Annotated in this window: 23 protein-coding genes; 16 read left to right on the forward strand and 7 right to left on the reverse strand. The window is 65.0% G+C overall.

Features of this window, described 5'->3' with window-relative positions; genetic code table 11:
* Positions 1-174: 174 nt before the first annotated feature.
* A complete protein-coding gene (locus tag Q0996_RS14145; RefSeq protein WP_299620789.1) occupies positions 175-1,338 on the reverse strand; it encodes an IS110 family transposase in 1,164 nt (387 codons plus the stop codon).
* Positions 1,339-1,667: 329 nt separating this feature from the next.
* On the opposite strand from Q0996_RS14145, the gene Q0996_RS14150 reads away from it, so the two are divergent.
* The 9 genes from Q0996_RS14150 to grxD all read left to right on the forward strand — a co-directional run bounded on the left by Q0996_RS14150 (position 1,668) and on the right by grxD (position 8,385).
* Complete coding sequence (locus tag Q0996_RS14150) at positions 1,668-2,171, forward strand: isoprenylcysteine carboxylmethyltransferase family protein (RefSeq protein WP_299620792.1); 504 nt, start codon at positions 1,668-1,670, stop codon at positions 2,169-2,171.
* 266 nt (positions 2,172-2,437) lie between these two features.
* Entirely contained in the window at positions 2,438-2,992 is a 555-nt protein-coding gene (locus Q0996_RS14155) for a YSC84-related protein (protein WP_299620794.1), read from the forward strand.
* Between the two features lie 103 nt (positions 2,993-3,095).
* Positions 3,096-3,653, forward strand: coding sequence for a lipid-binding SYLF domain-containing protein (locus Q0996_RS14160; RefSeq protein WP_299620797.1), 558 nt, complete (start codon positions 3,096-3,098; stop codon positions 3,651-3,653).
* Between the two features lie 139 nt (positions 3,654-3,792).
* Positions 3,793-4,035, forward strand: coding sequence for a phosphoribosylformylglycinamidine synthase subunit PurS (gene purS / locus Q0996_RS14165; protein ID WP_299620800.1), 243 nt, complete (start codon positions 3,793-3,795; stop codon positions 4,033-4,035).
* The gene (locus tag Q0996_RS14170; RefSeq protein ID WP_299620803.1) at positions 4,028-4,675 is read left to right on the forward strand and encodes a putative glycolipid-binding domain-containing protein; all 648 of its coding nucleotides are present in this window, start codon (positions 4,028-4,030) and stop codon (positions 4,673-4,675) included. Before purS ends, Q0996_RS14170 begins: the two co-directional genes overlap by 8 nt.
* A 58-nt stretch (positions 4,676-4,733) precedes the next feature.
* Entirely contained in the window at positions 4,734-5,423 is a 690-nt protein-coding gene (gene purQ, locus Q0996_RS14175) for a phosphoribosylformylglycinamidine synthase subunit PurQ (protein WP_299620806.1), read from the forward strand.
* Positions 5,420-7,633 (forward strand): phosphoribosylformylglycinamidine synthase subunit PurL, encoded by a 2,214-nt coding sequence (gene purL / locus Q0996_RS14180; protein WP_299620809.1) that lies wholly within the window; start codon positions 5,420-5,422, stop codon positions 7,631-7,633. The genes purQ and purL overlap by 4 nt, the downstream gene beginning before the upstream one ends.
* A 68-nt stretch (positions 7,634-7,701) precedes the next feature.
* The gene (locus Q0996_RS14185; protein WP_299620812.1) at positions 7,702-7,941 is read left to right on the forward strand and encodes a BolA family protein; all 240 of its coding nucleotides are present in this window, start codon (positions 7,702-7,704) and stop codon (positions 7,939-7,941) included.
* 105 nt (positions 7,942-8,046) lie between these two features.
* On the forward strand, positions 8,047-8,385 hold the full coding sequence (grxD, locus tag Q0996_RS14190; protein WP_299620815.1) for a Grx4 family monothiol glutaredoxin: 339 nt from the start codon (positions 8,047-8,049) through the stop codon (positions 8,383-8,385).
* Positions 8,386-8,757: 372 nt separating this feature from the next.
* On the opposite strand, the gene Q0996_RS14195 is transcribed toward grxD, so the two are convergent.
* A complete protein-coding gene (locus Q0996_RS14195; protein ID WP_299620818.1) occupies positions 8,758-10,110 on the reverse strand; it encodes a tetratricopeptide repeat protein in 1,353 nt (450 codons plus the stop codon).
* Between the two features lie 415 nt (positions 10,111-10,525).
* On the opposite strand from Q0996_RS14195, the gene Q0996_RS14200 reads away from it, so the two are divergent.
* Both Q0996_RS14200 and Q0996_RS14205 read left to right on the forward strand, forming a co-directional pair.
* Positions 10,526-10,705, forward strand: coding sequence for a hypothetical protein (locus tag Q0996_RS14200; RefSeq protein WP_299620821.1), 180 nt, complete (start codon positions 10,526-10,528; stop codon positions 10,703-10,705).
* Between the two features lie 167 nt (positions 10,706-10,872).
* Positions 10,873-12,174, forward strand: a complete 1,302-nt coding sequence (locus Q0996_RS14205) for a pentapeptide repeat-containing protein (RefSeq protein WP_299620825.1) — start codon at positions 10,873-10,875, stop codon at positions 12,172-12,174.
* Positions 12,175-12,292: 118 nt separating this feature from the next.
* On the opposite strand, the gene Q0996_RS14210 is transcribed toward Q0996_RS14205, so the two are convergent.
* On the reverse strand, positions 12,293-13,030 hold the full coding sequence (locus Q0996_RS14210; protein WP_299620827.1) for a hypothetical protein: 738 nt from the start codon (positions 13,028-13,030) through the stop codon (positions 12,293-12,295).
* 155 nt (positions 13,031-13,185) lie between these two features.
* Positions 13,186-14,091, reverse strand: a complete 906-nt coding sequence (locus Q0996_RS14215; RefSeq protein ID WP_299620829.1) for a LysR family transcriptional regulator — start codon at positions 14,089-14,091, stop codon at positions 13,186-13,188.
* Between the two features lie 125 nt (positions 14,092-14,216).
* Here Q0996_RS14215 and Q0996_RS14220 point away from each other — a divergent pair, with 125 nt between their 5' ends.
* Complete coding sequence (locus Q0996_RS14220) at positions 14,217-14,987, forward strand: class I SAM-dependent methyltransferase (RefSeq protein WP_299620831.1); 771 nt, start codon at positions 14,217-14,219, stop codon at positions 14,985-14,987.
* 166 nt (positions 14,988-15,153) lie between these two features.
* Here the strand turns inward: Q0996_RS14220 and Q0996_RS14225 are convergent, their stop codons facing one another.
* Positions 15,154-16,017 (reverse strand): MBL fold metallo-hydrolase, encoded by an 864-nt coding sequence (locus Q0996_RS14225; protein WP_299620834.1) that lies wholly within the window; start codon positions 16,015-16,017, stop codon positions 15,154-15,156.
* Positions 16,018-16,357: 340 nt separating this feature from the next.
* Between Q0996_RS14225 and Q0996_RS14230 the strand changes: the two genes are divergently transcribed.
* On the forward strand, positions 16,358-17,584 hold the full coding sequence (locus Q0996_RS14230) for an MFS transporter (protein ID WP_299620837.1): 1,227 nt from the start codon (positions 16,358-16,360) through the stop codon (positions 17,582-17,584).
* 9 nt (positions 17,585-17,593) lie between these two features.
* The gene (locus Q0996_RS14235; RefSeq protein ID WP_299620840.1) at positions 17,594-17,977 is read left to right on the forward strand and encodes a hypothetical protein; all 384 of its coding nucleotides are present in this window, start codon (positions 17,594-17,596) and stop codon (positions 17,975-17,977) included.
* 263 nt (positions 17,978-18,240) lie between these two features.
* On the opposite strand, the gene Q0996_RS14240 is transcribed toward Q0996_RS14235, so the two are convergent.
* Positions 18,241-18,618 (reverse strand): cyclophilin-like fold protein, encoded by a 378-nt coding sequence (locus tag Q0996_RS14240; protein WP_299620843.1) that lies wholly within the window; start codon positions 18,616-18,618, stop codon positions 18,241-18,243.
* Between the two features lie 126 nt (positions 18,619-18,744).
* Positions 18,745-19,359 (reverse strand): 30S ribosomal protein S4, encoded by a 615-nt coding sequence (gene rpsD / locus Q0996_RS14245; protein ID WP_299620847.1) that lies wholly within the window; start codon positions 19,357-19,359, stop codon positions 18,745-18,747.
* Between the two features lie 223 nt (positions 19,360-19,582).
* Here rpsD and Q0996_RS14250 point away from each other — a divergent pair, with 223 nt between their 5' ends.
* Together Q0996_RS14250 and arfB are read left to right on the forward strand one after the other, a co-directional pair.
* Positions 19,583-20,497 (forward strand): DMT family transporter, encoded by a 915-nt coding sequence (locus tag Q0996_RS14250; RefSeq protein ID WP_299620851.1) that lies wholly within the window; start codon positions 19,583-19,585, stop codon positions 20,495-20,497.
* Positions 20,494-20,916 carry an alternative ribosome rescue aminoacyl-tRNA hydrolase ArfB gene (arfB, locus tag Q0996_RS14255; RefSeq protein ID WP_299620854.1) on the forward strand — a complete coding sequence of 141 codons (423 nt, stop codon included), beginning with the start codon at positions 20,494-20,496 and terminating at the stop codon, positions 20,914-20,916. Before Q0996_RS14250 ends, arfB begins: the two co-directional genes overlap by 4 nt.
* The last annotated feature ends 53 nt before the right edge of the window (positions 20,917-20,969 follow it).

Genomic DNA, 20,969 nt, shown 5'->3' on the forward strand with positions numbered 1-20,969 from the left:
GCTCGGGAGCCTGGGAGGGCGGGACCAATCTTGATGGCGGCTTGTTACAGCCCTAGTCCGGGACGGTCTCCCGCCCACCCAGGTCGGCTCGAGGCCTTGGCGCCAATTGCCGCGTGCCTATCGCCTAAGGTCTATTCGCTCTTGCGTCTTCTCGGCGAATTCCTCTCATTCTGGTCATGCTGGCTTGAAGCGTGCGCCTTGCGGCGCTTCGCCGGTCTCCAGATAGCGCCATAAGGCGATGAGCAGCTTGCGGGCCATGGCCACGACCATGATTTTGCGGATCCGCCCTTTGGCGCCGCCGCTGCGTTCGGCGAACCAGAGACTAAGCGCGCTGTTGGGCTGAAAGCGCAGCCAGCGCCAGGCCAGTTGCATGACAATCCGACGCACACGCGCATTGCCGGCCTTGCCGATCCCCTGCTCGCGCTCGCTGCCGCCACTGTGGAACGGCGTGCCGGTCAGACCAACGAAACTGGCCAGCGCGCGGCGATCGCGGAACGAGCGGCAGAACAGCTCGCGCACCAAGGTGGTCGCGGTTTCCACGCCCAAGCCGTAGAAATGGGTCAACAGTTGGATCTTGCGCTCGTTGTGATCCGGCTGCCTCACGCTTTGCACCCGATCCCGCTCGGCCTCGATCTCCTTGAGCTGATCCGAGACCAGGCGGTGGCGCGCCATCAGGCGTCTCAGTTCGGCCATCAGGTGTCGTGGCAGGCGCTCGCCGGCAAAGCTGCGCAGTTCCTCAAGCCGGGCCTGCGCTCTCTTGAGGCGCGGCTTAAAGCCGAAAGTGCCATGCAGGCACAGCAGGTTTTCGATCCGGTTCTCCAGTTTGACCCGTTCGCTCACCAGCCGCTCACGCTCACGCCCCGGCCGACGTTGATCCTCCTCCGCCTCGCTGGGGATGCGCACCATCGAACAGACACCCGGCTCACCACGCATCCAGGCCAGCAAGGTCCTAAGAAGCATGTCCAGATCGATCCGGTCGGTCTTCACGCGCCGAGCCCGACGTGGCACCGGGATGCTCGCCGGATGCATGATCTCGACCTCGATCCCCTGAGAGCGTAGATGGCGGGCGATCCAGAAACCATCCCGGCCGGCCTCATAGGTCAAGACGATCCGGCGCACCTCATGGCCAGCCGATAAGGCTTTGCATTGCCAGCTTTTCAGCATAGCCAAAAGACCCGGCATATCGCGTGGCGCAAGACTGCGACGCGGTCGACGCGAAAGTCCTGGAACAACTGCAGCCAATTGCCACGACTTGCCACTCAATTCCAAGGCAACCACCAATGTGCTAGCCTGCTCAAAGGCGGCTACGGGCTCGTGCGAGACGCAAGACACTGTCATCGGATCGCTCCTATCTTTCCTGGTTTGCCGACCTAAAAGATAGCCGATCCCGTCGCCGCCAACCCACATAGCATCTTGATCCACGGGTAAAGGCCGAGGGCAACAATCCGGAGAGGGAATAAAGTATTTCTTGTCAAAGGGTTGCCGTGCGTTGCTCCCCCAAATTGTCATTGCCGGACTTGTTCCGGCAATCCATCGCGGTCCGGGTCTCGGTCTTTCCATGGACTCTCGGGACAAGCCCGAGAGTGACGATGGGGATTAAGATGAGACGGGCAACCCATTGATCTGAAAGACTTTGGTTCGACTTGAACTCTGAGGGCGGCGGGACGATGGTGGGCAAAGCCGAGAAGTCTTTAAGCTCAGGCGATCACGACAACGCCGGGGTGATCGCCCACCCGCCGCTGATCTACCTGGGGGCTCTGCTGATCGGTCTCGCATGCGATTGGGGGCTGGCCCTTCCCGCCCTGCCCTTGCCGGGTGGGATTGCCGGACACGCGCTGGCCGCGGTCCCGGGCGTTCTCGGCGCGGTGCTCCTGTTCGCCGCCGCGGCCCGCTTTATCCGCGCCGGAACCAACATCCCCACCCACCGGCCGACGACGGCCCTGGTGACCGAGGGGCTCTACCGCTTCAGCCGGAACCCCATCTACCTCGGCCTGACCCTGATCTATCTGGGCCTGGCCGTGGCCTTCTCCAGCCTCGCCGCCCTTGCCCTTCTGCCCATCGTCCTGGGGGTCATGCAGGTCGGCGTGATCCGGCGCGAGGAGCGTTATCTCGAGCGCAAGTTCGGCGAGAGCTATCTGGCCTACAAGTCCCGGGTGCGGCGCTGGCTTTAGGGGCTTTCATGTCTTGACGGCACCGGCCCGCGCCCCCTCCCGGCCACCCATGGGCATTATCCTGGTGGGTGGCCGGGAGGGGGCGCGGGCTGGCACCGAATTCGACGTAAGTCGATAACCTGGAACCCTTGCCAGATCCCTTGGCGGCACCACCCTTGCTTCCTTGACACGGCGCGCGGCCTCCAGCCTTGGTGGTACATGCCCTGACACAAGACTGTGCTAGATTGCAGGGCATTCGGGCTTGGTCGACTTGAGAGGAGACAGCGATGCGCTTCCGCTTCCCCGCCATCTTGGCTGTCATGGTGGTGATTGCCGCCACCATCGATGGCGCCCCCGCCAGCGCCGAGAAGGCCGGGACCATCGAGAAGAACTCCCGCGACGCTCTGGCGCAGCTCCTGGGCAACTCGGAGGCCGCCAAGCGGCTCGCCGTCGACGCCGCCGGCATCCTGGTGTTTCCCAAGATCGTCAAGGGCGGCCTGATCGTCGGCGGCCAGTACGGCGAAGGCGCCCTGTTCAAGGACGAGGCCGTGGCGGGCTACTACAGCACCGCGGCCGCTTCCTTTGGCCTGCAGGCCGGTCTCCAGACCTACGGCTACGCCGTCTTCTTCCTCGACGAGGGCGCCCTGGGGTTCCTGGACGACAGCGACGGCTGGGAAATCGGCACCGCCCCCAACGTCGTCGTGGTGGACAAGGGCGCCGCCGCCACACTCAGCACCACCTCGGCCCAGGAAGACATCTATATCTTTTTCTTCGATCAGAAGGGCCTGATGGCCGAGCTCAGCATCCAGGGCAGCAAGATCACCACCCTCAACCCTGACTAGGGCCTGGGCGATGTGCTTAGGGCATCGATCGCTCTGGCCCCTGTCCCGCGGAAAGCGGTAGAATCCGAGTCGGTTCGAGATGCCGATCCGGAAGGAGATGACGATGCGCCCAAAGTTTTTGACGGTTCTTGCGGCTTTGGCGGTGGCGGTGACTGCGGCCTTCGCCGAGCCGGCGCTCGCACAGTCGGAACGCGCCACCACGATCGAGACCAACGCCCGAGACGCCTTCACCCTGCTCAAGGAGAACTCGGAGGCAGCCAAGCGGCTGGCCGTCGACGCCGCCGGCATCCTGGTGTTTCCCAAGATCGTCAAGGGTGGCCTGATCGTCGGCGGCCAGTACGGCGAGGGCGCCCTCTTCAAGAACGAGGCCCTGTCCGGCTATTACAGCACCGCCGCGGCTTCCCTGGGCCTGCAGGCCGGGCTCCAGACCTTCGGCTATGCGATCTTTTTCCTGAACGAGGACGGCCTGAACTACCTCGACAACAGCGACGGCTGGGAGATCGGCACAGCCCCCAACGTCGTGGTGGTGGACTCAGGCGCGGGGGCATCGCTGACCACGACCTCCGCGCGCGGAAACATCTACGTCTTCTTCTTCGACCAGAAGGGGCTGATGGCCGGACTGACCATCGAGGGCACCAAGATCACCACGATCGATCCCTAGCGCTGACTAAGACTCCACACCAAGCGAATTGCGGCCCTCTTTCCGTTCGTGGCCGGCTTGTTTTGGGGAGCCGGCAAGGCTAATGTCCGGCCACCTTTCCACCCCGCGAGTCGGAACGATCCGGCCCATGAAGGCCCCCATGAAAGCACGAGTCCACGTCACTCTGAAGACCGGTGTGCTCGATCCCCAGGGCAAGGCCATTGAACAGGCCCTCGCGGCCCTCGGCTTTGGCGGGGTCGACAACGTCCGCCAGGGCAAGGTGATCGAGTTCTCCCTGCAGGAAAGTGATCGCGCCAAGGCCCAGGCCGATGTCGAGGCCATGTGCGAGAAGCTGCTGGCCAACACGGTCATCGAAAACTACGCCATCGAGCTGGATGCCTGAGACCGCGCCCGCAGGTGCCGCCGGGTCGCAGCCGGCAGAGCAGGCGGCCGCCGGCAACACGGTGCGCGACGTCTACTGGACGCCCTGGGAAGGGCCCGGCGTCGAACACCTGCACATGACCGACTACGGCGACCGGATCGCCGCCTTCGGGCTGATCCTGCGCCCGCTGGGCGACCAGCATGTGCGCATCCGCATCGGCTATCACGCCGATGCCCTGTGGAACACCCGGCGCGTGATGGTTGCCCTTGCCACCGCCGACGAGGACCGGCCCCGCAAGGTGGTGCTGGAAGGCGACGGAGAGGGCCGCTGGCGCCTGATGGAACAGGAGGCCCCGCAGTTCGAAGGCTGCCGCGACGTCGACATCGAGGTCAGCCCCTTCAGCAACACCGTGCCGATCCGCCGCCTCAATCTGAGGCCCGGCCAGTCCGCAGAAATCGGGGCGGTCTACGTGCCGCTGCCCAGCCTGGAGCCGAGGCTGGTGCGGCAGCGCTACACCTGCCTGGAGCCGCTGGGGCCCCTGGGCGGTGCCTTCGCGTACGAAAACCTGGAAAGCGGCATCACCGCCGAGTTGAAGGTCGACGGCGACGGGCTGGTCAAGGACTACCCCGAGGCCTTCCGCCGGAGCTGGCCGACGTGGTGAACGGCCGCAGCGGCGCGGTCGCCGCCGCCAGACCCCGAGCACAGCAGGGAGCGTGCCCATGAAGGCCGCGGTCATCGTCTTTCCCGGGTCCAACTGCGACCGCGACGTGCAGGTCGCGCTCAGGCAGTCCATGGGGCGAGAGCCGCTGATGGTCTGGCACAAGGAAACCGACTTCGACCCGGTGGACCTCATCGTCCTGCCCGGCGGTTTCTCCTACGGCGACTATCTGCGCTGCGGCGCCATGGCCGCCAACTCCCCGGTGATGAAGGAGGTCGTGGCCCGCGCCGACAAGGGGGTGGCGGTGCTGGGGATCTGCAACGGCTTTCAGATGCTCACCGAAGCGGGGCTGCTGCCCGGCGTGCTCATGCGCAACGCCGATCTGAAGTTCGTCTGCCGTGACGTCACCGTGCGGGTGGAGAGCAGCCAGAGCCTCTTTACCCACAAGTACGAGCAGGGCCAGCCGATCCGCATCCCCGTCGCCCACCACGACGGCAACTACTTCACCGACGAGGCCGGACTGCAGCGTCTGGAAGACCGCGGCCAGATCGCCTTTCGCTATTGCGATGCCGAGGGCGCGGTCACGGCCGAGGCCAACCCCAACGGCTCCCAGCGCAACATCGCCGGGGTCTACAACGAGACCAAGACCGTGCTCGGCCTGATGCCCCATCCCGAGCGCCTGGCCGACCCGAAGCTGGGCGGCAGCGACGGGCGCGGCGTCTTCGACGGCCTGGTGGAGGCGCTGGCATGACCGCGGCCATGGCCAACGAGCGCCCGGTGACGCCGGACGTCGTCCGCGAGCACGGCCTCTCCGATGCCGAGTACGACCTGATCCTCGATATCATGGGCCGCGAGCCGAACCTGCTGGAGCTCGGCATCTTCTCGGTGATGTGGTCGGAGCACTGCTCCTACAAGTCCTCCAAGAAATGGCTGAAAACCCTGCCCACGAAGGGCCCTCAGGTGATCAAGGGGCCGGGCGAGAACGCCGGTGTGGTCGACATCGGCGAGGGCCTGGCCGCCATCTTCAAGATGGAAAGCCACAACCACCCCTCCTTCATCGAGCCCTATCAGGGCGCGGCCACCGGCGTGGGCGGCATTCTGCGCGATGTCTTCACCATGGGTGCGCGGCCGGTCGCCAACCTCAACGCCCTGCGCTTCGGCGCGCCCGACCATCCCAAGACCCGCCACCTGCTGGCCGGCGTGGTGGCCGGCATCGGCGGCTACGGCAACTGCGTGGGCGTGCCCACCGTCGGCGGCGAGGTGAACTTCGACGCCCGCTACAACGGCAACATCCTGGTCAACGCCATGACCGTGGGCATCGCCCCGGCCGACCGCATCTTCTATTCCGCCGCCGCCGGCGTCGGCAAACCAGTCGTCTACGTCGGCTCCAAGACCGGGCGCGACGGCATTCACGGCGCCACCATGGCCTCGGCGGAGTTCGCCGAGGACTCGGAGGAGAAGCGCCCCACGGTGCAGGTGGGCGATCCCTTCACCGAGAAACTGCTGATCGAGGCCTGCCTGGAGTTGATGGCCACCGATGCCATCGTCGCCATCCAGGACATGGGCGCCGCCGGCCTCACCTCATCGTCGTTCGAGATGGCCTCCAAGGGCGGCTCCGGCGTCGAACTGGACCTCGACAAGGTGCCCTGCCGCGAGGACGGCATGACGCCCTACGAGATGATGCTCTCCGAGAGCCAGGAGCGCATGCTGATGGTGCTCCAGCCCGGCAAGGAGGACCTGGCCCGCGGCATCTTCGAGAAGTGGGACCTCGACTTCGCGGTCATCGGCCGGCTCACCGATACCGGCCGCATGGTGCTGAAGATGCACGGCGCCGTCGTCGGCGAACTGCCCATCGACCCCCTGGCCGAGGCCTCCCCCGAATACGACCGGCCTTGGCAGCCGACCCCGCCGCGTGCCGACGTCGATCCGAACTTCACGCCCGCGCTCGGTGCCGCCGAGGCACTGAAGCGGCTCATGGCCACCCCAGACCTCTGCTCCAAGCGCTGGGTCTGGGAGCAGTACGACCACATGGTCATGGCCGACACCGTGGCCCGGCCCGGCGGCGATGCCGCGGTGGTGCGCATCCACGGCTCCAACCGGGGTCTTGCCATGGCCAGCGACTGCACGCCGCGCTACTGCGAGGCCGACCCGGAGCGCGGCGGCGCCCAGGCGGTGGCGGAGAGCTGGCGCAACCTCACCGCCAGCGGCGCCCGGCCCCTCGCCGTCACCGACAACATGAACTTCGGCAATCCGGAGCGCCCGGAGATCATGGGCCAGTTCGTCGGCTGCATCGCCGGCATGAAGGCCGCCTGCGATGCCCTGGACTACCCCGTTGTCTCCGGCAACGTCTCACTCTACAACGAGACCAACGGCCAGGCGATCCTGCCCACCCCGGTGATCGGCGGCGTCGGCCTGATCGACGATCTGGACCGGACCGTCGGTACCGGCCTGCCGGGCGCGGGCGAGACCATCGTCCTGATCGGCGAGACCCGGGGGCATCTCGGCGCCTCGGTCTATCTGCGCGATATCGAGGGCCGCGGCGAGGGCCCGCCCCCGCCGGTGGATCTGGCGGCCGAGCGCCGTAACGGCGACTTCGTAAGGGCCCAGATCCGGGCCGGCGCCGTCACGGCCTGCCACGACCTTTCCGACGGCGGCCTGGCGGTGGGCCTGGCGGAAATGGCCCTGGCCGGGGGCTGCGGCGCCGATATCGCGGGTGCCGTGCCGGACAATCCCCCTCTTGCCGCATGGTTGTTTGGGGAAGACCAGGCACGCTATCTTGTGACCACCCGGGCGCCCGAGGCCCTGCTGACAGCGGCCGAGGAGGCCGGGGTGCCGGCGCGGGCTCTGGGCACCAGCGGCGGGGATCGCTTGATCCTGGCGCCGGGGGAGGCCATATCCCTTGCGGAGCTGCGCCAGGCGCACGAGGGCTGGCTGGGGGCCTACATGGAGGGGCAGGGCTGAGGCGCGGCCTCTTCCCTGGAGAGATCAACGAGAGGCCCGGGTGAGCGGGCCGGGGAAGGAAACCGAGCATGCCGATGAATCCGGCGGAAATCGAGGGCATGATCAAGACGGCCATGCCGGACGCGGAGGTCCGCATCGAGGACCTGCGCGGCGACGGCGACCACTACGCCGCCTACATCGTGTCCGCGGCCTTCCGCGGCAAGACCCGGGTGCAGCAACATCAGATGGTCTATGAGGCCCTGCAGGGGCGCATGGGCAACGAGCTCCACGCGCTGGCGCTGCAGACCTCGACCCCGCCCGAGGCTTGAGCGTGGCTTGAGCCGTCGGCGCGGCAACGAGACGAAGCGGCGCGTGAGCGCCCAGAGAACCGGGCGCCCCGAAGCGGGGGCGCCGCAAAGAAAGGAGTGAAGGTTATGGACGAAACCGTAGCCGCAAGGATCCAGCAGGAGATCGACGACAACCAGATCGTGCTGTTCATGAAGGGCACGCCGGTGTTCCCGCAGTGCGGCTTCTCCGCCGCGGTGGTGCAGATCCTCTCGCACCTCAATGTGAAGTTCAAAGGTGTCGACGTGCTGCAGGACCCGGGCATCCGCCAGGGCATCAAGGACTTCAGCAACTGGCCGACCATCCCCCAGCTCTACGTGAAGGGCGAGTTCGTCGGCGGCTGCGACATCGTCCGCGAGATGTTCCAGACCGGCGAACTCTCCGAGTTCCTCCAAACCAACGGCATCGACGCAAAGCCCGCGGCGTAAGCCGGCGCGCCGGATAGCGCAAACAAAGGGCCGCCTCCTCCGGGACGCGGCCCTTTCGTTTTTTTCATAACGAATAGCGAGTTCTGGCCAGAGAGATACTGAACATTCGCTACCTGCAGGCGCGGCCTCTACTTTTCGTACCACTGACATCACGAATAAGATCTAGACAAAACAGTTCAGCAAACCATTTCTCCCGTCACGAAATTCACCAAGAGTCATATACAAAGATGCTCGTATATCGCAAGAAACGGATGGGAGCCTAGAGACCACCTCTTGGCGTCAACATAGTTGAATTACAATCAACACTTCACGTGAACGGTTATTACGTGAGCAAGAAAGTAATCTAGCGTTCCTTTGTCTGAATCATTAGTGTTACTTGATATCATTGCCCAATAGTTGCGAGAACTCCTCATCTTTATCCTCGAAGAATCCCTCCAAATCATCTTCCCCTGGAACCTTGCGGGGATGATTTGGGTCCCAGAGCATTTGGAGGTGTTTCCGCCATGATGGCCTAAGCTGAAGGGTCTTCTTCACAGCCTCAAAAGCCTCATCTCTCGTCGGTTTCAGTTCATCGACCGACTTCCCCTTATCCCGATACCACGAGTACTTCTGACCGAATGCAGCACACCTAATGAGCCAGTACGTTGGATTGGATCCCATTTCTGGGTCTCGTCTTAGTTCTTCACCTGCTTCTATCGCCCTCTCAAATCCCCCCGGATAGCTATCGTAAAGGTAAGCATTCATTAACTCCAAAGATACAGAACGCCCCAGGTTATCTTGCTTCTTTGCTGATTCCGATCTGGTCGCGATGGTCAATTGAATTATTGCCGCATCTGGGTCTCCTGCCTTTATCAACATACGCGCATACTCTTGCCTTAGTTCAACGTTGCCCGAATCAACTGATAGGGCTTTGTCATACGCATCTCTTGCCTTGCTGAAATTTCCTGCTTGAACCTGGGCCCTTGCCCAAGCAATGAGTTCTGGAACAGTGGACAGCGTGGAAAACGGCAGATTCCTAACGGCCCGTGCTTCGCGTGAAAGTGACTCTGGAACAATAGATTGTCCCGGAAACTGGTCATCAAGCCGCAAGTCATAAATCACGTCAATACCATGAGCCTCGTCGGCTCCGAATACAACGGTATCGGCTCTAATGAGAGCGCCTTGGAGATAGAGACGGGTCAGTAAGTAGCCCGCCAGGAAACCAGTGATCCCAAACAAAGCAATGATCGACGCCGATATCGTTTGACTACCTTCGAGATCTCGAAAAGATGACGCCCCATATGTACTTAGATTACCGAACAGATCTATGAGCTCTCTGATTTGAGTCAAGCCGACACCAACCAGAATCTTCGTCAGCCAATCTGAAATCTGCTCGAGATTCGTGTTTACGCCACCCTTGATTCTCACCGACCGTATGGCTTGTTCTGATTCAATAGAATCGTTCTGTCGATCACGAACTTCCGACTCTTCAGGATATTGAACGCTTCGGGGAATGCCAAATAAGAAACCTAAAAGCCCTCCTGCTAGGTGAACCGCAGTTGCTAAAAGGATACAAGATCCCAGCACCCGTACAAATGTGCCAGGAGCCTCAGAGAGCTCGCTTGCGGAAATGGATATGAGAATAAGCCCGAGACCTCCGACAACTATGATTGTAACAATTCCAATCAATGCGATAAGCGGATCTTGAATAGTCCTACGACCCATAGAACGGAGATGGTCACTCATCACTCCTCCTCCTGCATCATCAAATTGATCACTATGGGATTAACGATTATGCCACAAACAAGAACTCTTGGGTATTCACAAAACTTTCTTGAATCAGTAACGCATTAGAACACCTATAGCGCTCTCCCACTACACAGCGAACCACCATTATTTGAAGGATTACTAGCTGCTTTCTGCCGGCATATCTTGAATTGCTGGCATGTTATGGTCTTCAATCCTTGGTGTGTTTATCGTCGTCCATAACCAACCAATACGGTTGCTGTGGCTTCATGTTGGTCAGGTTATGTCGTGTGGCTGGAAGTCGCTTGAATTCGCGTCTTCAAAGCGAAATCTGGCCTGATCGTAACGGGTCGTTTAGCCTGCCGTCGCCTGAGTACGCGTTTCCTCGGGAATCCATTTCCGGAAGATGCGGACAATGAGGTCGTCCAGGGCGGACAGTGACAGAGGAAGACGAGCCTACGGCCCGCCCCGCCGCTTTGGGCTCTACGCGAACCAGGTGGCTGGCGACCACGGCATCGTCCGTGAGATGTTCCAGACTGGCGAACTCTCCGAGTTCCGCCAAACCAACGGCATCGACGCGAAGCCGGCGGCGTAAGCCGAAGCGCCGGACAGCGACAACAAGGGGCCACCTCTTCGGGACGCTGCCCAACTGCCTTCACGGTGTAGGGCGGCAACCGCCGGATGTTCATTAGGGGTAGTGGGTATAGAGTCTCGGACGGAACGCGGTAGTGTTGGCTGAGCCCTATCGGAAAGGCAGAGGCCATGCCGTTCCTGAGACTCGTTCTATGGGTTGCCCTGCCGACGCTTCTGGTGGTGGCGCCCGGCTACGGCCAAGACGGCGTTGACACCTGTCCGCGCGAAAGGGGCGCGGTCATCGAGGACCTGCCGGCGGCCCTGGCGAAGCACGCGGAACGCGTAAGCGAGCGCTACGACGAACTCCTGGGGGCCAGGGACCGCGGTGATCAACTGCTCATCGGCGGCGCATCCGGGCTCTGCAATGCGGATCTGGCGCGCGCGGACCTGCGCGGTGCCAACCTCGCCTACGCAAACCTCCGCGGCGCGTTGCTGACGCGGTCCGATCTCAGCGGGGCGGTCCTGGAAGGCGCGGACCTGACGGGTGCAAAGCTGTCCTATGCGAAGCTTGACCGAACCTTCCTCGTGGCGGCGCGGTTTCGCGGCGCCGATCTCATCAACGTGGATTTCCGGGACGCCAACCTGACCGGGGCCGACCTCACCGGCGCCAACCTTCAGGGCGCGAACCTGGAAGGCGCGATCCTTTTCCGGACCGTGCTGACGGATGCGAAGCTCGAAAACGCGCGGCTGGCGGGCGCGCAGTTCGAACCCAGAGGCCAGCCCGCCTCGGAATGGCTGGTCGCTTTGAACGGCGTCTCGCGCGTCTGGTTCTGTGAGGACGAGGAGGGCGCCATGGTACGCCTGCGCGCCCTGTTCAGGGACGGCGGCCTCAGAGCGCTGGAGCGCGAGGCGACCTTCGCCATCGAACGGCACCGGACGGCCTATGCCCTGGCCCGTTGGGACCCCGACCTGGAGAACTCCTGCGGCCGTCTGAGGCAGGACCGCTGGGCGGCGGTCGAAGGCGCGTTCCGTCTCCTGCTCTTCGAGTGGACGAGCGGCTATGGCCTCGCCTATGGGCGGCCGATCCTGATCCTCCTGGGTCTCGTTTTGGTTTTCGCCCTGGTCTATCTGCCGGTGCTCCTGATCACGCCGGCGGGACCAGACGGCAGCGGCATCTACCGCATCTGGCCGGCCGGCCGCATCACGCAAAGCGGCCCGGCGCCGGCCGCTGCCGAGGACGTGATCGTGGAGCGGCTGAGCCCGCGCGGCCTCCCGGCTCTGGGGCTGGCGCTCTACTTCAGTCTGCTCTCGGCCTTTCACCTGGGCTGGCGGGATCTGAACGTCGGTTCATGGCTGGCGCGCCTTCAGCCCCGCGACTATGCGCTGCGCGGCCAGGGCTGGGTCCGCGTCGTCTCCGGCGTTCAATCGCTGATCAGCGTCTACCTTCTGGCCTTGTGGGTGCTCACCTACTTCGGCCGTCCCTTCGAATGACCCTGCCTTGAGCGATAGCCCAGGGAAGCGGTCGCCATCCTTTGCCATCGTGGCCGTCGTCCAGGGTCACCAGTGCGCATCGCTGCGGAAAGCAGAGCGGCGGATCCCCTCTCCCCAATCAACTTGCCGGCGCCGCATCCTCGGCGCTGCCCGAAGCCTTCTCTTCGAGCTCGAAAGTGGCCTCGATCTGTCCGTTGCGTATTAGCAAAACCCTCGGAAAGAAACCGCTCAGCGTGGCCCAGGCCGCATCCTTGTTTCTCTTAACGCGGGCATCCACCACGTTGTCCAGAAGCACTCTGCCATTTACCGCGAGCGCTTCGGTATCTCCCCCGCTCGCCTCGCCAGTCACCTGGTCGCCTTGCACTGTGAGGGAGAGCTGCCAGTCCCCGTCTTGGCCGAACCATTCGCCATCGGACAGAGGCCTTGTCTCATCCACGCCAACCGATCCTTGGACGTTCGCCGGCACCAAAGTGATGTTGATCGGGCTCTGATATCTGTTGTCCGCGCCGGTTGCCGAATCGATGACACTGCTGATGCCAAGCGTGAGGACGACATCGAGCGCGATCCCAGCCGCGCCCGAGCCACTCTCCCAGCCGCTGTCGGCGACGAAGGTGGCAGGATTGTGCCCGTCCTTCTCGCAGGTGATCGTGATGTCGTGCTTGGTCTTGCTGACTGTCACGGACGCCGGCGTGGCCAGCACGGCGCCGATTTGCTGACCCTCGCGCTCCAGCTTGCAGGTTGCTTCCGGAGGGTTCGTATTCACGACAATGCTCTGGTCGGTTCCTTGAACGATGGAAGAGCAACTGCCCAAGGCAACCAGAGCCGCCCCCATGGCGAGGGCGCGAAAGCAATGCATGATCAAGTTTCTCCCTGTGCTTCTTGATACAACCCCGAGACGCAAACGCGCATAATCGAACAGTTTTTTCTATCAACCGTAAAGAGAATTGTTGGCCGGAAGAAGGTGCAGCCGCCTGATCTGGTGCGGCGGCGCCACAGCAGTGGGGACGCCCGCTAATCGGCCGGACGGCGCGCCGACCCCACATCCACAGCCCGGGTCTGCGTCTCCTCCGCCAGCCAGGCGCGGAAGATGCGGATCGGGCGGTCGTCCAGGGCGGTGCGGCGGCAGAGGAAGGTGTAGCCGACGGCCTGCTCCACCTCGCGCGCGCCAACCTGTACGAGGTGGCCGGCGGCGAGGCTCTGTTGGGCGAGATGGAGGTCGATGACCGCGGCGCCGAGGCCCGCCACCGCCGCTTCCAGCATCTGGCTGCGGGTCTCGAAGACCGTGACCGCTGCAGAGGGTGCCGCCAGTTCCTCGGCGCCGAGGAAGTGAGACCAGTCCTGCAGGCGCGCTTGCGCCATGAGGCGCGGCAGCTTTGCGATCTCGACCGCCGCGCCGCTGTCGAGCAGGCGCGGGCTGGCGACGACAGCGAGGCGTTCCTTGAACAGCGGCAGCGCGTCCAGGCCCGGCGGCGGCGTCTCGCGCTCGGACCAGCGGATGGCGCAGTCGAAGGGCTCGGCCTGCAGGTCCACGGCCCGCAGGTCGGTGGAGACCAGGATGTCCACCTTGGGCAGGCGGGCACGCAGACGCCCCAGGCGCGGGATCAGCCACAGCACGGCAAAGGACGAGAGGGTGGAAACGCGGATGCTGGCGCGCTGGGCGCGATATTGGCCGACGGCGTGGTCGACGGCCTGAAAGGCCGGCTCCAGGCTCTCCACCAGCCGCAGGCCCCGGGGGCCGAGCCGGGCGCGCCGGCGGTCCTCGAAGAGGTCCCCGCCCAGCTCCCGGTCCAGGGCAGCCACCAGATGAGAGACCGCCGAGGGGGTGACGCCCAGGCGCCGGGCGGCGGCGGCATAGCCGCCGGCCCGGTGGACCTCCAGCAGCACCCGCAGGGACTTCAGGCTGGGGCGCTCATACATGAGATAAACTCAAGTTTCTGCACAACTGTTCATTTAAGCTGAGGGAAATTATAGCCTACAGTGGAGATTGGGGTCTCTTAAAGAGTTCAACTCATTTCATCAAGGACCGGAAGGAACAGACAGACATGGTTCGCCAGAGCAACCTCAGCGGCCTGGTGGAGCGCCAGTTCGGGCCGCGGGCCGCCGCCTACGTCGGCAGCCCCGTGCACAGCCGGGGGCCGGACCTGCAGTGGATCGCCGAACAGGTCGCCGGAACGCGGCCAGACCTCGCCCTGGATTTGGGGGCCGGCGGCGGGCATGTCAGCTACGCCCTGGCAGCCCAGGCCGAACGGGTGATCGCCTGCGATCTTTCAGCGGAGATGCTGGCCGCCGTCGCCGCAACGGCCGAAGCGCGTGGGTTGGCGAATATCGAAACCCAGGTCTGCGACATCCAGGCCCTGCCCTTCGACGACGCCAGCGCCGACTGCGCGGCCAGCCGCTTCAGCGCCCATCACTGGGGCGATCTCGGCGCCGCGCTGCGCGAGTGCCGGCGCGTGCTGAAGGACGGCGCCACGGCGGTTTTCGCCGATGCCGTCTCTCCGGGTTCGGCACTTCTGGACACCCACCTGCAGACCATCGAGCTGTTGCGCGATCCCTCCCACGTGCGCGACTACGCCATCGAGGAGTGGGTGGCAGCCCTGCAGGCCGCCGGCTTCACGGTCCAGAACGTGCAGCGCTTTCGCATCCGCATCGACTTCGCCCCCTGGATCGAGCGCATGCAGACCGCGCCGGAGCATGTCGAGGCCATCCGCTCCCTCCAGCGCCAAGCCCCGCAGGAGGTCGCCGCCCACTTCGAGATCGGCGAAGACGGCAGCTACACCCTGGACGTCGCCGGCTTCGCGGCGGCCGCGTCTTAGGACGCTGGTAAAGGACATCTCCGAAGGCGCTTGGCTCGCCCTTCGAGACAGCCCTTCGGGCTTCCTCAGGACGAGGCAGCGTGTTTGACTGGTTGACCTCATGCTGAGGAGACCGCGCAGCGGTCGTCTCGAAGCATGAGGCCCCAGACTCGGACAATCAGAGCCGTCAGTTCCCGCGCCGGTGCAGGGAGATGTTGGCGGCCATGCCCTCGATATTCTCCTCGCGCCAGGCTTCGTACTGGCCCAGGTCCTTGAAGGCGTCGAGGGTGATGGCGGTCTTCATCTCCGCCACCGTCTTGCCGGCGCGCAGAGCCGCCAGCACCTCCGTGTAGAGCGCTTCGAGATAGGCGCGGTGGTCGGCGGCATCGGCCTTGACCCCCACCGGCCCGTGGCCGGGAACCAGGATGTCGAAGTCGATGGTCTCGACCAGGCGGATCGCATCGATCCACTGCGGGAAGTAGGAATCGGAGAGGGTGCGGAACGGCAGCCGCTTCACGGTGATGAAGTCGACCGCGAAGAGCGCCTGCTCATCGGGGAACAGCATGACGACGGAGTTGTCGGAGTGACCCGGCCCGACATAGATCAGTTCCACCGTCTTGCCGCCCAGGGTGAGGGTCATGCGGTCGCTGAAGGTCAGGTCCGGCACCGCCGTCGGCCGCTGCTCGCCGATGATCACCTCCTTGGCCCGCTCATGGGCGACGACGACCGCGCCGGCCTCGGCGAAGACCTCGCCGCCGGCGATGTGATCGCGGTGATCGTGGCTGTAGACCAAATAGCGGATCGGCTTGCCGAAGCGCTCGGCGATCTGGTCCTTCAGCCAGCGGGCGGCCTCGGCGTTGATGGGATCGGTGACGATCACCCCCTCCTCGGTCACCAGAAAGACCGAAAAGTGAAAGTTGTTCTGGAAGCGATAGAGATCGCCGGCGATCGGGGTGATCGAGCGCTTGGTGTCGCCCAACTGCGCGGCCGCCGGCGAGCCCGCCATCAGGATTGCCAGGATGATGAAAACCGACCTTGCCCATGGGATCATCACGCTGCTCCTCTGCTCTCGGGGTGTTGTTCTTGCCGGAAACTGTCCCGGTTCGGCTAGTCCGTTAGCTTAGCCCGATCAGCAGAGCCCGACGAAGGCCTTTGCTGGGTTGGATCGCTTCACTTGGTCGTGAGGGCGCAGACGGGTCACCGGCCTGCGCCTTCCAAGCCTCAAGCACGATCTCGCAAAAATCTGGGGATGCAGCGCCCACAAACCGCGCATTTCCCTTGGTCAGCCATGCCTTGCAGGCATAGCACCCACCAGCCACCCGGGTTTGCCCCAGGCTGGCGCAGTCCCTAGACTCATGGCGCCGCCATTTCGAACGGGGAGCTGCCCGCCAATGTCCCTTTCCAACCCCGAACAGGACCCGCGGCCCTTCTGGCGCATGACCGGCTTCGTCATCGCGGCAGGCTGTCTGCTGGCCCTGCTTTCCTTCGGCCTGCGCTCCAGTTTCGGGCTGTTCCTCGAGCCCATGTCCAGCACCTACGGATGGGGGCGGGAGATCTTCGCCGTCGCCGTCGCCCTGCAGAACCTGCTCTGGGGTCTGGCACAGCCGGTGGCCGGCGCCTTTGCCGACCGCTACGGCTCCGGGCGGGTGCTCACCATCGGCGCGCTGATCTACGCCGCCGGCCTGTTCATCATGGCGCAGTCGTCGACGCCGGCGCTGCTGACCCTCTCCGCCGGCATCCTGGTGGGGCTCGGCGTGGCCGGCGCCTCCTTCGCCATCGTGCTGGCCGCCTTCACCCGCCTGGTCTCGGAGGACAAGCGCTCCTGGGCGCTCGGCATCGGCACCGCGGCCGGCTCCGCCGGGCAGTTCTTCATGGTGCCCCTGGGCCAGGGCTTCATCACCGCCTACGGCTGGTCCATGGCGCTGACCCTCTTCGGCTTCATCGCCCTCATCATGGTGCCCTGCGCGGCGGCCCTCACCGGGCGCCCCTCGGTGACGCGGCAGGCGCACCAGACGGTGCGCGCGGCCCTGGCCGAGGCCTTCCGCCACCCCAGCTACAACTACCTGACCGCCGGCTTTTTCGTCTGCGGCTTCCACGTCGCCTTCATCCAGACCCACCTGCCGCCCTACATCACCGACATGGGGCTGGACGCCGGCCTTGCCGCCTGGGCGCTGGCCCTGGTGGGCGGCGCCAACATCGTCGGCGCCTATACCTCCGGCGTCATGGGCGGGCGCTTCAGCAAGAAGTATCTGCTCTCCAGCCTCTATACCGCCCGCGCCGCGGTTATCGCCCTCTTCGTGCTGCTGCCTATCAGCGAGGTGACGGTGCTCGCCTTTTCGGTCGCCATCGGGCTGCTCTGGCTCTCCACCGTGCCGCTCACCTCCGGCCTGGTGGCGCAGTTCTTCGGCACCCAGCACATGGCCATGCTGTTCGGCATCGTCTTCTTCAGCCATCAGGTGGGCGCCTTCCTGGGGGTCTGGATGGGCGGCTATCTGTTCGACGAGACGGGCTCCTACGACCTGGTCTGGTGGATCAGCGTGGCCCTCGGGCTCTTCGCGGCGCTGATCCATTGGCCAATCCGCGAGCAGGGCGTGGCCCGCCTGGCCGAGGCCGGCTAGCCGGCGCCCATGGCCGCGGCCCCGCACCGGATCGCGCTCAAGATCCTGCTGCTGTTTCTTGCGCTCTGGCTGGCGGCCATGGCCATCGCCCTGCCCCGGGCCGCCCTCGACGACGCCGACAGCGGCCTGGTGCTGGCGGTCTTTCCCGGGGCACTGCCGGAGGACCGCAACCTGCTCAGCGTGGCCGCCGCCGACGGCCGGCCGATCCGCAGCCTTTTGGGCGGGCGGCTCTGGCTCGCCCAGTCCGACAGCCCCGGCTTCGTCGGCGCGCTGAAGGCCGCCGGCGCCTGGGCCGCCTTCGCTCCGGAGATCCTCATCGGCCTGCCCCAGGGCGGCTGTTTCTACATCTCCGTGCATCCCCCGGGACCGCCCCAGCCGCACCCGCCGATCTAGCCCGCATCTCTGACCCTCTCCACGGTCTGCGTCGTGTTCAGGCGTCCGGGCCGCCAGGAGCGGTCCGAAAAGCGTAGCGGGGACTACGGTTGAGGACCGCGACGCCGCGGACGGGCGCCTGAACACGACGCTGCGGGCGGCGCCGTGCTATCGACAGGCTGCGTCAAGCCGCTTGCACGATGCCCCACATCGCGCCGCGCGGCCTTCCTATCCTGTCGATAGCACAGCGCCGCGCAGATCATGGAGAGGGTGAGAAATGCGGGCTAGTCTTCCGCGCGCTCGACCGTCACGTTCTCCCCGCCCCGCACGGCGGCAAAGGCGCGTACATCGTCGAGGGCATCGGCCCAGACGTTTCCCGGCGAGGCGAGACGGATCTCCTCGCCTTGCGAGACCGGCGTCGGCCCGAAGCCGATGGCGATGGCGTCACCGTCGTTCCAGAACGCGATTTCGCCGGGCTGCAGCACCGCCTTGGCCTCGGCTTCCCGCGGCATACTCACGGGGATGTTGAAATAGACCTCCTCACCCCAGGTGCGGGCGGTGGAGCGGATCGGCAGGGCCGCGAGAATTGCCGCCGCCGTCGGCGTGTCGCGGGTTTCGATCAGCACGGCGACCGATCCCGCGGTGACTTTCAGCTTTGCCATCTGGACCGTCCTCCTGAGCGCATTCTTCAGGACTACTCCACAATAGCAAAGAGCCGCCCGGCGGTGTGCGGGGCGGCTCTCTCTTTTGCGGACCGCGGCCTCGGCCGCGGTCGCTCTGATCGGGGGTCAGCGCGAATAGAATTCGATGACCAGATTCGGTTCCATGGAGACCGGATAGGGCACGTCCGCCAGCTTCGGCGAGCGCACGAAGGTCGCCTTCATCTGGTTGTGGTCGACCTCGATGTAGTCAGGCAGGTCGCGCTCCACCGACTCGATACCCTGCAGCACCAGCGGCAGCTCGCGGCTCCTGGCCTTGATCTGCACCACATCGCCGTCCTTCACATTGAAGGAGGGGATGTTGACGCGGGTGCCGTTCACGGTGATGTGGCCGTGGTTCACGAACTGGCGCGCGGCAAAGACCGTGGGCACGAACTTGGAGCGGTAGATCACCGCATCGAGGCGGCGCTCCAGCAGGTCGATCAGGTTCTCGCCGGTGTCGCCGCGGCGCCGGGAAGCCTCTTGGTAGTAGCGGCGGAACTGTTTTTCCCCGATGTTCCCGTAATAGCCCTTGAGCTTCTGCTTGGCGGCAAGCTGAATACCGAAGTCGGTCGGCTTGCGGCGGCGCTGGCCATGTTCGCCGGGGCCGTATTCGCGGCGGTTGACGGGGCTTTTGGGACGGCCCCAGAGATTGACCCCGAGGCGGCGGTTGATCTTGTACTTCGATGCCAGGCGCTTGGACATGGCCGCGCGGCTCCTTTCATTGCTTGGCGCCGTCCTGTATTGAGGATCGGCTCTGTTGTCCCGGTAGTTTCAGAACCGGCCGCAACGGCCGTCAGGTGGTCCCGAACGGGGTCAGGGCCCTCAGCCCGCCCGCTTTCCCGGAAGGAAGCGCGGACTATAGGCAGAGGCGCCGGAATGTCAAACCATGAGTGATAAGGGGACGAACGCCCCCCAGGGACCCGGAATGTCTTATTTTTCAAGCCTCGCAGACCACCAGCGCGGCCTCCTGATCACCACCCTCGGCGTCTTGGTTCTGACCCCGGACAGCCTGTTGGTGCGGCTGATCGGGATGGAGCCCTTTTCCCTGCTGGTCTGGCGCGGCGTCCTCCAGGCGGTGGGGGTGCTGATCATCCTGCGGCTGTTCTACGGCAGCCGGGCCCTGGACCAGATCTACGCCATTGGAAAGTGGGGAATTCTCCTGGCCACGGTCTTCACCGGCAGCACCCTCCTCTTCATCCTGGCCCTAGCCCATACCGCTGTGGCCGACGTGCTGGTGATCGTCGCCGTGGCGCCCCTGGTGGCCGCGCTCCTTAGCCGCAGTTTCCTGGGCGAGGCCGTGCCGGGCCGGACCTGGCTGGCCATCGTCTTTACCCTATTGGGGATCGGCCTGCTGGTCTTCGAGGACCTGGGCAGCGGCTCCCTCTACGGCGATCTGGCCGCCCTCGGCTGTGCAGTCTGCATCGGCATCTCCCTGACCATCACCCGCCGTCAGCGGGCCGTCAGCATGGTCCCGGCCATGGCCTTGGCCGGGGCGATGACCGCCGTGATCGCCCTGCCGCTGGCATTCTGGCTGGAGGGCGGCGGCATCGCCGCCGGCGGCCTGCAGCTCGGCTACATCCTGGCCATGGGTCTGCTGGTGGTTCCGATTTCCTTTGCCCTCATCACCGTGGGCCCGCGCTACCTGCCGGCCCCGGAGGTCGGCCTGCTGATGCTCCTCGAAACCGTGCTGGGGCCACTCTGGGTCTGGCTGGCACTCGGTGAAGATCCCGGGCCCTGGGCGCTGGCGGGCGGTGCGGTCGTGGTGGCCACTCTGGCCGGACACGCGCTGGCGGGCGCCCGCCGGGCCAAGACCGTCAGCACGGAACCGGCGCGGCCGTGATCCGCATCACCGCAACCATCGCCATCGACCCGGAGGAGATTGAGGAGTCATTCCTGCGCGCCTCCGGCCCCGGCGGGCAGAACGTCAACAAGGTGGAGACGGCGGTGCAACTGCGCTTCGACCTGCGCCAGTCTCCGTCGCTGCCCGAGGCGGTGCGCCGCCGTGCCGAGCGCTTGGCCGGCCGGCGCCTCACCAAGGAGGGGGTGCTGGTCATCACCGCCGCCCGCTTCCGCAGCCAGGAACGCAACCGGGAGGACGCCCGCGCGCGCCTCGTCGCCCTGCTGCAGAAAGCGGCCACGCCGCCGCGGCCACGCAAAGCCACGAAGCCGACCCGGGCCGCCCGCGAACAGCGCATGAAGGACAAGGCCCAGCGCGGCAGCCTGAAGCGGACGCGCCGCGCGCCGCCGCGAGAGGACTGAACCCCTTGCCCCGCGCAGCGGGACTTCTAGCTGTTTGCAAAGAACAGCCGGAA

The organism is Pelagibius sp. (assembly GCF_028289705.1).
In the GTDB taxonomy this organism is placed as follows: Bacteria; Pseudomonadota; Alphaproteobacteria; order Kiloniellales; family Kiloniellaceae; genus Pelagibius.

What these genes read in the sequence shown, in the direction of transcription:
- Q0996_RS14145 (WP_299620789.1), bottom strand. Translation starts at nt 1,338, where the DNA reads ATGACAGTGTCTTGCGTCTCGCACGAGCCCGTAGCCGCCTTTGAGCAG.
- Q0996_RS14150 (WP_299620792.1), top strand. Translation starts at nt 1,668, where the DNA reads ATGGTGGGCAAAGCCGAGAAGTCTTTAAGCTCAGGCGATCACGACAAC.
- Q0996_RS14155 (WP_299620794.1), top strand. Translation starts at nt 2,438, where the DNA reads ATGCGCTTCCGCTTCCCCGCCATCTTGGCTGTCATGGTGGTGATTGCC.
- Q0996_RS14160 (WP_299620797.1), top strand. Translation starts at nt 3,096, where the DNA reads ATGCGCCCAAAGTTTTTGACGGTTCTTGCGGCTTTGGCGGTGGCGGTG.
- purS (WP_299620800.1), top strand. Translation starts at nt 3,793, where the DNA reads ATGAAAGCACGAGTCCACGTCACTCTGAAGACCGGTGTGCTCGATCCC.
- Q0996_RS14170 (WP_299620803.1), top strand. Translation starts at nt 4,028, where the DNA reads ATGCCTGAGACCGCGCCCGCAGGTGCCGCCGGGTCGCAGCCGGCAGAG.
- purQ (WP_299620806.1), top strand. Translation starts at nt 4,734, where the DNA reads ATGAAGGCCGCGGTCATCGTCTTTCCCGGGTCCAACTGCGACCGCGAC.
- purL (WP_299620809.1), top strand. Translation starts at nt 5,420, where the DNA reads ATGACCGCGGCCATGGCCAACGAGCGCCCGGTGACGCCGGACGTCGTC.
- Q0996_RS14185 (WP_299620812.1), top strand. Translation starts at nt 7,702, where the DNA reads ATGCCGATGAATCCGGCGGAAATCGAGGGCATGATCAAGACGGCCATG.
- grxD (WP_299620815.1), top strand. Translation starts at nt 8,047, where the DNA reads ATGGACGAAACCGTAGCCGCAAGGATCCAGCAGGAGATCGACGACAAC.
- Q0996_RS14195 (WP_299620818.1), bottom strand. Translation starts at nt 10,110, where the DNA reads ATGAGTGACCATCTCCGTTCTATGGGTCGTAGGACTATTCAAGATCCG.
- Q0996_RS14200 (WP_299620821.1), top strand. Translation starts at nt 10,526, where the DNA reads ATGAGGTCGTCCAGGGCGGACAGTGACAGAGGAAGACGAGCCTACGGC.
- Q0996_RS14205 (WP_299620825.1), top strand. Translation starts at nt 10,873, where the DNA reads ATGCCGTTCCTGAGACTCGTTCTATGGGTTGCCCTGCCGACGCTTCTG.
- Q0996_RS14210 (WP_299620827.1), bottom strand. Translation starts at nt 13,030, where the DNA reads ATGCATTGCTTTCGCGCCCTCGCCATGGGGGCGGCTCTGGTTGCCTTG.
- Q0996_RS14215 (WP_299620829.1), bottom strand. Translation starts at nt 14,091, where the DNA reads ATGTATGAGCGCCCCAGCCTGAAGTCCCTGCGGGTGCTGCTGGAGGTC.
- Q0996_RS14220 (WP_299620831.1), top strand. Translation starts at nt 14,217, where the DNA reads ATGGTTCGCCAGAGCAACCTCAGCGGCCTGGTGGAGCGCCAGTTCGGG.
- Q0996_RS14225 (WP_299620834.1), bottom strand. Translation starts at nt 16,017, where the DNA reads ATGATCCCATGGGCAAGGTCGGTTTTCATCATCCTGGCAATCCTGATG.
- Q0996_RS14230 (WP_299620837.1), top strand. Translation starts at nt 16,358, where the DNA reads ATGTCCCTTTCCAACCCCGAACAGGACCCGCGGCCCTTCTGGCGCATG.
- Q0996_RS14235 (WP_299620840.1), top strand. Translation starts at nt 17,594, where the DNA reads ATGGCCGCGGCCCCGCACCGGATCGCGCTCAAGATCCTGCTGCTGTTT.
- Q0996_RS14240 (WP_299620843.1), bottom strand. Translation starts at nt 18,618, where the DNA reads ATGGCAAAGCTGAAAGTCACCGCGGGATCGGTCGCCGTGCTGATCGAA.
- rpsD (WP_299620847.1), bottom strand. Translation starts at nt 19,359, where the DNA reads ATGTCCAAGCGCCTGGCATCGAAGTACAAGATCAACCGCCGCCTCGGG.
- Q0996_RS14250 (WP_299620851.1), top strand. Translation starts at nt 19,583, where the DNA reads ATGTCTTATTTTTCAAGCCTCGCAGACCACCAGCGCGGCCTCCTGATC.